The 10748-nt window shown below is 57.4% G+C and carries 13 protein-coding genes (1 of these 13 only partly in view); 4 read left to right on the forward strand and 9 right to left on the reverse strand.

The annotated features are described in order from the left end of the window. Positions 1-234: 234 nt before the first annotated feature. From lepA to AAYR33_10825, 7 genes are all read right to left on the reverse strand, one after another. On the reverse strand, positions 235-2037 hold the full coding sequence (gene lepA / locus AAYR33_10795) for a translation elongation factor 4 (protein XAO72469.1): 1803 nt from the start codon (positions 2035-2037) through the stop codon (positions 235-237). Between the two features lie 75 nt (positions 2038-2112). After that, positions 2113-3045, reverse strand: coding sequence for a peptidoglycan -binding protein (locus tag AAYR33_10800; GenBank protein ID XAO71406.1), 933 nt, complete (start codon positions 3043-3045; stop codon positions 2113-2115). Continuing rightward, positions 3045-4214, reverse strand: coding sequence for a flagellar motor protein MotA (locus AAYR33_10805; protein ID XAO71407.1), 1170 nt, complete (start codon positions 4212-4214; stop codon positions 3045-3047). Before AAYR33_10805 ends, AAYR33_10800 begins: the two co-directional genes overlap by 1 nt. After that, on the reverse strand, positions 4211-4984 hold the full coding sequence (locus AAYR33_10810; GenBank protein XAO71408.1) for an OmpA family protein: 774 nt from the start codon (positions 4982-4984) through the stop codon (positions 4211-4213). Before AAYR33_10810 ends, AAYR33_10805 begins: the two co-directional genes overlap by 4 nt. A gap of 89 nt (positions 4985-5073) precedes the next feature. Continuing rightward, positions 5074-5898: an inositol monophosphatase family protein gene (locus AAYR33_10815; protein XAO71409.1), complete on the reverse strand. Its 825-nt coding sequence runs from the start codon at positions 5896-5898 to the stop codon at positions 5074-5076. A 74-nt stretch (positions 5899-5972) separates the two neighbouring features. Continuing rightward, entirely contained in the window at positions 5973-6536 is a 564-nt protein-coding gene (gene efp, locus AAYR33_10820) for an elongation factor P (GenBank protein ID XAO71410.1), read from the reverse strand. Between the two features lie 156 nt (positions 6537-6692). Then, positions 6693-7745: a lysine-2,3-aminomutase-like protein gene (locus tag AAYR33_10825; protein ID XAO71411.1), complete on the reverse strand. Its 1053-nt coding sequence runs from the start codon at positions 7743-7745 to the stop codon at positions 6693-6695. Positions 7746-7790: 45 nt separating this feature from the next. Between AAYR33_10825 and epmA the strand changes: the two genes are divergently transcribed. The 4 genes from epmA to AAYR33_10845 all read left to right on the forward strand — a co-directional run bounded on the left by epmA (position 7791) and on the right by AAYR33_10845 (position 10017). Further along, positions 7791-8774 carry an EF-P lysine aminoacylase EpmA gene (gene epmA / locus AAYR33_10830; protein ID XAO71412.1) on the forward strand — a complete coding sequence of 328 codons (984 nt, stop codon included), beginning with the start codon at positions 7791-7793 and terminating at the stop codon, positions 8772-8774. Positions 8775-8871: 97 nt separating this feature from the next. Then, entirely contained in the window at positions 8872-9243 is a 372-nt protein-coding gene (locus AAYR33_10835) for a hypothetical protein (protein XAO71413.1), read from the forward strand. 23 nt (positions 9244-9266) lie between these two features. Next, on the forward strand, positions 9267-9647 hold the full coding sequence (locus tag AAYR33_10840) for a hypothetical protein (GenBank protein ID XAO71414.1): 381 nt from the start codon (positions 9267-9269) through the stop codon (positions 9645-9647). Next, complete coding sequence (locus tag AAYR33_10845) at positions 9616-10017, forward strand: hypothetical protein (GenBank protein XAO72470.1); 402 nt, start codon at positions 9616-9618, stop codon at positions 10015-10017. Before AAYR33_10840 ends, AAYR33_10845 begins: the two co-directional genes overlap by 32 nt. On the opposite strand, the gene AAYR33_10850 is transcribed toward AAYR33_10845, so the two are convergent. Further along, positions 9956-10546 (reverse strand): thiamine phosphate synthase, encoded by a 591-nt coding sequence (locus AAYR33_10850; protein XAO71415.1) that lies wholly within the window; start codon positions 10544-10546, stop codon positions 9956-9958. The genes AAYR33_10845 and AAYR33_10850 overlap by 62 nt on opposite strands. 11 nt (positions 10547-10557) lie before the next feature. Continuing rightward, positions 10558-10748 carry the 3' portion of a hypothetical protein gene (locus AAYR33_10855; GenBank protein XAO71416.1) on the reverse strand. It continues 214 nt past the right edge of the window, so the window shows 191 of its 405 coding nt (coding positions 215-405); its start codon lies beyond the right edge, outside the window; the stop codon is at positions 10558-10560.

Here is a 10748-nt window from a genome sequence, read left to right on the forward strand (position 1 = left end):
GTAAGAGTCGGCTTGACGATCATGTCATCGATTTAGGCCCACTTTACCATTACGAACCGCGTTTATAAGGTTGCGCCCAGCGCCCCTGTGACGATGCGGGAAAATGACGACGTAGGAGGGCGTGAGGGACCGCTTATATCAGCGGCGCCCACATTCTGTCTGCGGGGGCGCGCCATCCCCGCTCCTTTGAGACCGCCATCGCGTCATCACCCTTTACGGGGCGCGATGACGCGATTAATCCATTTTAAGGGCGGCAAGGAAGGCCGATTGTGGGATTTCGACCTTGCCGAATTGGCGCATCCGCTTTTTGCCCTCTTTCTGCTTTTCGAGCAGCTTCCTCTTACGGGAGATATCACCGCCATAACATTTGGCCGTCACATCCTTTGAAAGCGCCCCCAGCGTTTCACGCGCGATAATGCGTGAGCCGATCGACGCCCGGATCGCGATTTTGAAAAGCTGCCGCGGGATGAGTTCCTTCAATTTGGCGCAGATGGCCCGCCCCCGTGTCTCCGCGACCGCGCGATGGGCGATGAAAGCGAGCGCATCCACAGGCTCCTGATTAACGAGGATGGAGATGCGCACCAAGTCACTCTCCTCATAACCGTCCATCTGGTAATCGAAGCTTGCATAACCTCGGGTCAAGGATTTGAGGCGGTCATAAAAGTCGAAAACGACTTCATTGAGCGGCAGGCGGTAAACGGCCATGGCCCGCGCCCCCACATAAGTCAGGTCAATCTGCACGCCACGCCGCTCACTGCAAAGGGTGAGGACGCTGCCAAGATACTCGTCCTGAACCAGGATCGTCGCTTTGATCCATGGTTCTTCCAGAGCGGTGATTTTGCCAGGATCCGGCATGTCGGCCGGGTTGTGCAGCTCTTCAATCGTCCCATTGGTGAGATGCATCTGATAGACGACGGAAGGCGCCGTGGCGATCAGATCCAGATTGAATTCCCGCGAGAGACGTTCCTGAATGATCTCAAGATGCAATAGTCCCAGAAAGCCACATCGGAAGCCGAAGCCGAGCGCGGCTGAGGTTTCTGCCTCAAAGTGGAATGACGCGTCATTGAGGCGCAATTTGCCAAGGGAATCGCGCAATTTGTCAAAGTCGTCGGCATCAACGGGGAAGAGCCCGCACCACACAACCGGGATGGACGGTTTAAAGCCGGCAAGTGGCTTCTCTGCCGGGCGGCGGTCAAGTGTCACTGTATCTCCGACCGCCACATCAGCCATGGTTTTGATGGCCGCGTTGATATAGCCCATCTCCCCAGGGCCAAGGGCCTCAACCCCCGTCATTTTCGGCAGGAATACGCCGACCTGATCAACATGGTAGGTTGATCCTGTCTGCATCATGCGGATTTTATCACCGCGTTTCACTCTGCCCTGCATAATGCGCACCAGGATGATGACGCCGAGATAGGGATCATACCAGCTATCGACGAGCAGCGCCTGCAAGGGTGCTTCCGCATCGCCCTTCGGGGCAGGGAGGCGCGTGACGAGCGCTTCCAGAACACCTTCAATATTGAGCCCGGTCTTGGCCGAGACTTCAACCGCGTCATCGGAGGGGATGCCAATGACCTCTTCAATCTGGTCACGCACGCGCGCCACATCTGCGGCGGGGAGATCCACTTTATTCAGGACGGGGACAATTTCATGTCTCGCGTCAATCGCCTGATAGACATTGGCGAGTGTCTGCGCCTCCACCCCCTGCGACGCGTCAATAACAAGAAGCGACCCCTCACACGCCGCGAGACTGCGGCTGACCTCATAGGCAAAATCCACATGGCCCGGCGTGTCCATCAGATTAAGGATGTAAATCTGACCATCCTTTGCCGGATAGGAGAGACGCACGGTCTGCGCCTTGATTGTAATCCCGCGCTCCTGTTCCAGCTCCATATTATCAAGGACCTGGTCTTTCATTTCCCGGGAGGTCAGGGCACCGCAAGCCTGTATCAGCCGGTCGGCCAATGTTGATTTGCCGTGATCAATATGCGCAATGATCGAGAAGTTACGAATCAGGGAAAGAGGCGTGCCGGTCATGAGCGGATACATAATCGCATTTGCCGCCCTTGTCATTACCTATGCGCGGTGTCGCATCGCGCCTTGCCGGACCTTTTACCGGTCCGTCAGGCGGAATTCGATGCGGCGGTTTCGGGCGTAGGCCTCTAGCGTGTCATGTGGGTCAATCGGTTGATAATCCGAGAAACCGGTTGCGGCCAGATGATGCGGATCAATCCCTGCAGTGATCAACGCTTTGACCACCGTTGTCGCCCGCGCCGTTGAAAGCTCCCAATTGCTTACGAAACTCGAATGAATCGGCATTTTATCCGCATGGCCATCGACTCTGAGGATCCAGGGAAGGTCTTTAGGGATGCGTCGCGCGGAGGAGTGCAGTGTCTCTGCCAGAACGGTGATTTTCTTCCGCCCCTCGGGCGTCAACTCCGCACTGCCGGTCGGGAATAATATGGCACTTTGCAGCACGAAACGATCTCCGACGACAGAGATGCCTTTCTGGCTCTTCAGCGCCTTCTGGAGTTTTTCAAAAAATTCGGAGCGATAGCGGTTCAGTTCATTTACCTTGTCCGCCAGCGCGACATTCAATTTTTCGCCCAGATTGGTAATTTGCTGGTCGCGCGCCGCGATGTCTTTCTGCGAAATATCCAGGGCCTGGGCGATGGCGTTGAGCTGCGCATTCAGCTCGGAAATCTGTGCCTGCAATATTGCCAGGGTCGCCACGCTTTCCGTCGCGGTGGCGTTTGCTGCCTTCTGCGCCGCGTCACGTTCCGTTGTGAGGGAGGCGACCTTGTTTTTGAGCGCAAAATTGCGCTTTTCAGTGAGGGAAAGCGTATGCTGCAGGGCAACAACTTCCCGCTTCAGCGTATCAAGACTATGTGTCCGGCGATTCAATGCAGTGGCAAGAAATTGCTGGCTCAGCACAAAAACGAGCAGAACAAATGTCACGACCATCAATAATGTCGATAAGGCATCGACGTAACCGGGCCAGGCATTCAGCTCATGCGATGCGCCGCGACGGGATCGCCTTGCCATCAGGATAAAGCGCCGGGCTGCGGATTGTCACGGCTTCCTGCGGCAACTGTTTTTGCCAGAAGGCGCAAGCCATTCCGCACTTCCCCGACGAGATCGTCCCGGCTCGATGTGATGGCGCCGGAGAGCGCCGCTAATGTGGCGTCGAACTGCTCCATCCGACGCGACATCATGTCACCTGAATGTTCCGGGGACGTCTCAGACAGATTCTGCTCACTCATGCGCTTCAGATAGGGGCTGACAGCGGCATTTGTGTCAGCAACACGCTGGAGTGCGCGTTGATTGGCAGAAATCGTCTCGGCATTTTGCCGCATATTTTCCTGTAAACCAGCCATAAGGGCGACAAGCTGCGTGCGCGTCTCTTCATTTTTACCGAGTACGCGTTGCAGGCTTTCGAGATGTTCTGCCGTCTGCTCAAGCAACGCGCTGACATAAGCGGGTACGGCAGCCCCGTTACCATCCGTCGTGACGGGCGATGCCGTATTCACATGGCCGACGAGCCATTCTTCCATCTCATTGAAAAAGCGATTCTGTGCCTGACCCGCTGTGAGGTCCAGAAAGCCAAGGATCAGCGCCCCTGCCAGCCCGAACATGGAGCCGGAAAAAGCGGTTGCCATCCCGCGTAAAGGTTGCGTCAGGCCGATTTTGAGCTGGTCAAACATGACGTCGAGATTCTGGTCCCCCGCCGTCAGGCCGCCAATCACCCCGGCAATGGCGTTGACCGTCAGTAAAAGCCCGTAAAACGTCCCCAGCAGGCCAAGAAAGATCAGCAGGCTCGTAAGATAACGGGAGATTTCCCGCCCCTCATCCAGACGTCCGGACAAACTATCCAATGCCGCCTGACTGGCCTGAAATGATAAACGCACACGGTCACCACCCTGATTGAGCCTGATCAACCGCGCCAGGGGGGCGAGGAGGCGCGGCGGGTCCGGTTGCACAAGCGCGGTGCGGGATTGACGGAGGGTCTCCGCCCATTTCACTTCAGGGAAAAGCCGTAGAGCGACGCGGATATTCCACAAAATACCAATCAGAAGCACGGCGAGGATAAAACCATCCAGCACCGGGTTGGACATGAAGGCACGGTAAAGTGTCTGATGCAGCACAAACCCGATCAGCCCGACCAGCACAAGAAACAGGATCATCCGGGCAAGGTAACGATGCGGTCGGGTCATGGCGTGGTCTTTTGAGGTTTATGAGGGTAATAGGCCTCACCCGGCGGCGCAGGCGCGGCGCCGACAGCGATGATCTCAAGCTTGTCCGGCGGCGCGATATCCCCTTTAGGCAGGCCCTGGGCGCGCGGATAGATTCGCGTCGTCGCCACACCTTCATTGATCAGCACGGATCGGACGATCAATGCGCGCGCCAGTGATATACGCCGCGGGACGGATGGGTCGCCCGCCTCCCCACTCGCATAGGACCGTATCGTAATGCGCAATCCCGGGTCTTTAGCCAGCAAGGCGGCATATTCCTTCAGGGCCGTTAGCATGTTTTCATTCAGATTTGCGCTGCCCGGCTGATAAACTAGCACCATTCCATGCGCTGTCTTCTGAACGCGGCCCTGCGCTTTCGGGTCAATAATGACGGGGGCGGGCGCGACAGGCGGGTGAGTCTCGACCGCGACAGGGGGAGGCGCGATGACGACAGATTTGGGCGGCGCGGGCGGTACGTCAGGCGGTGGCCCCACACGACGTTCTGCCTCACGATGGGAGGGCGGCATGGCTGGCGCGCCGTTCGATCCAGCCGCGCCGTTTGAACCCTTATTCGATGATGTCGCCGAGGTGCCCGTCTTCTGAGGGTCAGCAGGAGAGGCAGGCGGGCGTTTCACATTTTGCTGCCGAGGCGCCTGCTTGACGGGTGCGACCTCATCGAGGGCGCCGAGATTCGTCGAAACCTCCGCTGAGGCGCTGCCCATACTGATACAAAGCGCGCTGATCGCGGCCATAAGACCGTAATGGCGCGGAACATGCCTGAAAAGGCAGTAGATCGGACCGCTCGATAGGAACCTGCTCGATTTCATGCGATCATCCCGCTTTATTCAGAAAGGGATTGCAACACCGTCACACGTAACGGTCCATGCAAATGACTATTTCCGGCCACAACATTGACATCCTGATCGAAGTCGCTGATTTCCTGCCCTTCCGGCGTGGTGACGTAACCGCCGGCTTCCTTGACGAGCAGAATGCTCGCAGCGCAATCCCACGGCTTAAGTCCGATTTCCCAGAAACCTTCATAGCGTCCCGCGGCCAGCCAGGCGAGGTCAAGCGTTGCGGCCCCGAAACGGCGGATACCCGCCACTTGTGGCATGAGACGCGTCAACACGCGGAGGAAAGGCGCGCGCAGCGCTTCCTGCACTTTGGCAAAGGGGATCCCGGTGGAAAAGACAGCTTCCGACATGATGCGTCGCGCCGAGACGCGAAGACGTCGATCATTTAGGAAAGCGCCCACGCCTTTTTCCGCCCAGAACATCTCATTTGTCGCGGGGTTGTAAACGATGGCGGCCGCGATTTCCGTCTGCCCATCCGAGAAACGGCGTTGCAAAGCGATTGAAATGGCCCATTGGGGGATGCCGTGCAGGAAGTTGGTCGTCCCGTCCAGCGGGTCAATAATCCAGCGCCATGACCAGTTATCGCCGCCAGAAGCGCCGCTTTCCTCCATCAGGAAAGCATAGCCCGGGCGTGCCCGCGCCAGTTCCTCGCGCAATGTCGCCTCAGCGCGCAAATCGGCCTGCGTGACGAAATCACCCGGCCCTTTAATGCTGACCTGAAGTTGTTCCACTTCGGAAAAATCCCGCAACAGGCGCTTCGCCGCCTTGATGGCAGCATTTTGCATGACGGTAATGTGCGGGGAGAGGCGCATAAATAACGAGTCCTGATAACGAAAAAAAAAGTGAAGAGGCGGCGCCCTCGTGAAAGCGTGTCGCTTTTAAGATTTTACTTTGCGCGCTCGACGTAGGAGGCGTCTTCCGTCCGGACGACGACCTTTTCCCCCGCTTCAATAAAAGGCGGCACCATGGTTTTGACGCCGTTGGAGAGAAGAGCCGGTTTGTAGGAGGAGCTGGCGGTCTGGCCTTTCACAACAGGATCAGCCTCGACAATTTCCAACGTCACATTGGGGGGAAGCGAAACGCCAACTGGGTCGCCTTCAACGAGCTTGACGTTAAGCTCCATATTATCCTGTAGAAAAGGCAGCTGATCCCCGAAGAAATCCTTGTGCAGCACGACCTGCTCAAATGTTTCCAGGTCCATCAGGACGATGTTGTCGCCATCCTCATAGGAGTAAGTATAGTCCTTATCCTCTGTCATCAGGCGCTCAACCGTATCCGCCGTCCGCCAGCGCTCATTGGTTTTATTGCCCGACGTCAGGTCACGCATTTCAACCTGAATAAACGCGCCGCCTTTGCCGGGTGTGATGATCTGCTGCTTCAGAACACTCCATCGACGTCCATCATGCTCGATGACTTGGCCGGCGCGGATCAGGTTAGCCTGCTGTTTCATAAAATTTTACTCTCTGGGACGTGTCGAACGGGTTCAGGTCACTGCCATAGCGGCCCGCGGAGGTTTTTTACGCTTCTCGCGGAGTTTGGGCAAGACGGCGACAGCACGAAGTCCAGGCATGGGCGGCAGGCAGAGCGGATCGCGTTGGAAGACCTGTCAGAAATCGCTGTTCGGCAATTTGTGATGGCGGCCCTTCGGGTCCGTGACGCCCTCCAGCGATGTCGGGCCAGCATCAAGATAATGCGGCCCCAGCGGCACTTTGCCGTATCCGCCAGCAATATCCATCACATAAGTCGGCCAGGCGAGGCCCGTCACCCGCCCGCGTAAACCGCGCAGAATTTCCAGCCCCCTCTCGACAGGCACACGGAAATGCTCTGTCCCCGGGGCCGGGTCAAGATGATGAAGGTAGTAAGGTTTGACGCCAAGTTGCACCAGCCGCCGCAACAAAGCCTCCATCACCTCTACCGAATCATTGACGCCGCGCAGCAGGACGGATTGACTCAGCACCGGAATGCCGCGCTTCCGCACATGGCGCAGTGCCTGGGACGCCGTCGTGGACAGTTCGGCGGCGTGATTGACATGGGTGACAAGCCAGAGGACCTTCTCCGTCGAAAGCGTGTCCAGAAGGGCCGGGGTCAATCGTTCAGGGTCCGCTACCGGTACGCGGGAATGGATACGGATAATATCGATATGCGCCATGTCAGAGAGGGCGGCGATGATGCGCGCCAGGCGGCGGGGGCTGAGCATGAGCGGATCCCCGCCCGTCAGGATCACCTCCCGCACGTCCTGATGCTGGCGGAACCAATCCAGCGCGGCTTCAAGTTCCGCATCCGTTAGAAGACCCCCTTCCGCGCCGACGCGTTCCCGTCGGAAGCAGAAGCGGCAATAAATGGGGCAGATGAGAAGCGGCGTGAGCAGCGCGCGATCTTCATATCGATGCACAACGCCTTTGACCGGCGCGTGATGAGCATCGCCAATCGGGTCCGCCATCTGAAACGCGGCCTGATCGAGCTCTTCCACACGCGGAATGACCTGGCGACCGATCGGGTCGTCGGCGGATTGGATGAGGTCGCGAAAGGCTGGCGTAATCGCGATATCGTAACGTGCCTCAACCGGGCGCAGGGGGTCCATCATGGTGGGGCTGACAAGGCCAGCCTCGACCAATGCGGCTACATCCCTTATGGAACTTAGTTTGGCGTTTCCCGACATCTCGGCGCATCTTTAACATAAGTCTCGACGGAGGTAAATGAAACAATGCTCTTCTGTCCCTCCGTCGCGGACCGTTTGCCGCTTCTGCGCCGTCGCCTGTTGGTGATCAAAGCCATACGCGCTTTTTTCGAGGCCCGGAATTATCTGGAAGTTGAAACGCCTTATCTCGTGCCCAATCCGGGTGAGGAAGTGCATCTGAAATGTTTCGGCACGTACCTGATGACGCCGGACGGGCAAATTTTGACGAGATACCTCCATACAAGCCCTGAATTTGCGATGAAGCGCCTCATGGCGGAATTGAAATCTCCGCTCTTCCAGCTGGCGCGTGTCTGGCGCAATGGAGAGCAGAGCGCGACCCATCTGCCGGAATTCACCATGCTGGAATGGTATCGGCCCCACGCGTCCCTTTCCGATTTGATGGACGAGACAGAGGCGCTCATACGCTGTACCTGTCCGCCGATATTCTCCTATCATGGTCACGAGATTGATCTCACAGAGCCATTTGAGAGAATGACGGTGAATGAGGCATTTCAAAGATATGTCGGGGTCGATCTCCTGACGATCGGTGAGGAGGTCTCGGCGCTTGCCCACGCGGCGGGCACCTCTTTAAGGGCAGGCGAAAGCTGGGAAGATCTATTTTTCCGCCTCATGCTGGAGCGTATTGAGCCGCAGATCGGGCGCACGCGGCCTTGTTTCCTGACACATTGGCCCGTTGCCCAGGCCGCTTTGGCCCGCCGTGACCCTGAGGATGATCGCGTCGCCCTGCGCTTCGAGCTCTATTTGGCGGGCATTGAACTCGCCAACGCTTTTGAGGAACTGACTGATGCGGTTGAGCAGCGGGCGCGTTTTGAGCGTGATCGTTTGCGTCGCATGGCGTTGACGCCGGACCAGAACTGGCCCCTCGACGAGGCATTTCTGTCGGCCCTCCCGGATATGCCGCCTTGCAGCGGTATCGCTTTGGGTGTGGATCGACTCGTCATGCTGGCCGCCTCCACGACAGAGATTGCAAATATCCGTTGGATTGAATAACGTGATGGCCAGTGTCGTGTGTTGTGAAACGCCTTGCGCAGGTTTTGCCGAGACGCGCCTTTCGTCGTGACACGACAACAAAGATGGTGGCATTCTGATGCGATTGTTACGACTTCTGCCGGTTATCGGGGTGTTAGCCCTCTCAGCCTGCGCGACACCCACATTGCAGCAACGCAAAGTTCTCGATTCCATGATCGGCAAGTCCGATGTGGATGTCGTCCGGGCCTTCGGCGTGCCTTCCCGAAGTTTTGAGGCGGGTGGCCGCGTCTTCCTCGCTTATATTGATAATCAGACGGATTACATCCCCGGAAGCGGCGGTTGGGGCTGGGGTTTCGGCGGCGGCCCTTGGGCTGGCGGATGGGGTGGCATGTATGTGCCGCCGACAGCTTATAACGTGTCCTGTCAGACCACCTTTGAGCTGCTCAAAGGGCGTGTTGTCGATTGGACGATGCGAGGTGATGGTTGCTAAAAAGCCCTTCCAGATATCCCGGCATGATCCGTATCTTTCTCAGGCGTTTCGCTGGCCTGTCGGGGCTCAGCGCCATCCTGCTGTCAGCATGTTCCGGCACGTCGCACCTGTCTGACGGCAAAGTCAGCCCGAAATCGGCCCTCTTGCAGAAAAGTGTCATTACAGCGAAAATCCTGCCGACAATCGACCCGGATGTGACGTTCGCGCAATTTCACCGGGAGAAGATCACATCTCCCATAGCCTATCACACCCCGCCCGTGACGGCTTTCCGGGACCGACCTTTTAAGGACACGCTCAGCACATCGCTCGAAGCTGCAGATTACATTTTTTGCGCTGAAAAAAGCGGACTGGTTTCCTCTGTTAGGCGGCGACATTTCCCTGACAATTCTTGTGCCTTCCAATGAAGCGATGGAAGCGGATCCGCGTTTTGCGGACCGGACGATTTTCCAGACCGCAAATGAGGCGGCACTGCGTCAAGCGCTTGGTGGGACAATCCTGATCGGCACTTGGGACAAAACGCATATCACGGCGGCCCTCAAACGTCATCGCGCCACGACGCTTGCGCTCCGCACGATTGACCATCGCTTCATCAATGTGTCGATGGACGCACAGACTCTTCAGCCGGTCTTTATCGGGTTAGGCGGAAAAGCCCTTATCCTCTGGAGTGACGCGACGGAACAGACAAATGGCGTGTTCTACGTCGCAAAAAACCTCATCGACCCTGTATCCCCAACGCCGCAAGCTGAGCGCACAACGTCGCAAATGGCGCATTGAAATCGAGCCGCAAAAGCAGGAAATCGACGCCGAGCCTGGTCAGTGCCTCCACCTCATCTGCCGTTCTGATGTTTTCGCATACGAGCGGTAACTCCGTCATTTCCATCCACCAGGCGGCAAGATCCGTCTGATCGGCGTCGATGGCAATGTAGTCAGCGCCAGCCTCCCCAGCCTGCATGGCGGCGTCGCGACTTCCGCCACAGAAAACGCCAAGCTGCGTGTCAGCGGAGAGGCGCCTCCGTATCATATCGATCGGGCCGGATGCGTTGCTGATATGCACCCCGTCACATCCGAGCGCCGCGACGCCCTCAGGCCAGTCTTTCGGCATCAAGGCAACATTATTTTGCAGGCAAGGTGCCCGAATGGCCTCAACTTGCTGTCGAATTTGCGTCTCACCGTCAAAATCGACGCGGAACGCTGCGGGTTGGTAATGGTCCAGAACGGACTCGAAGCACGACAAGGCGTCGCGACTTGAGAATGATGAGGTAGCGGCCAGGTAGAGTTCCGTCTTTATGGTGGCGTCATGCATGTGCAACATCCTTATTCTGCAGCGCCATGATCCAGATATTCCGATAAAAGGTGCTGTTGATAATGTTCTGGAAATTCGGGCTTCAACGTTAATGCCGCGGGGCGATCTGACAAAATTTCAGCGCCGCATGTTTGTGCCAGTGCGGTCAAGGCGGCCCGTTGCGCGGCGTTTCCCTGAAAAACCACGCCTTGTTGCCCCCCCC

Source organism: Acetobacteraceae bacterium (assembly GCA_039613835.1).
GTDB lineage: Bacteria > Pseudomonadota > Alphaproteobacteria > Acetobacterales > Acetobacteraceae > Sorlinia.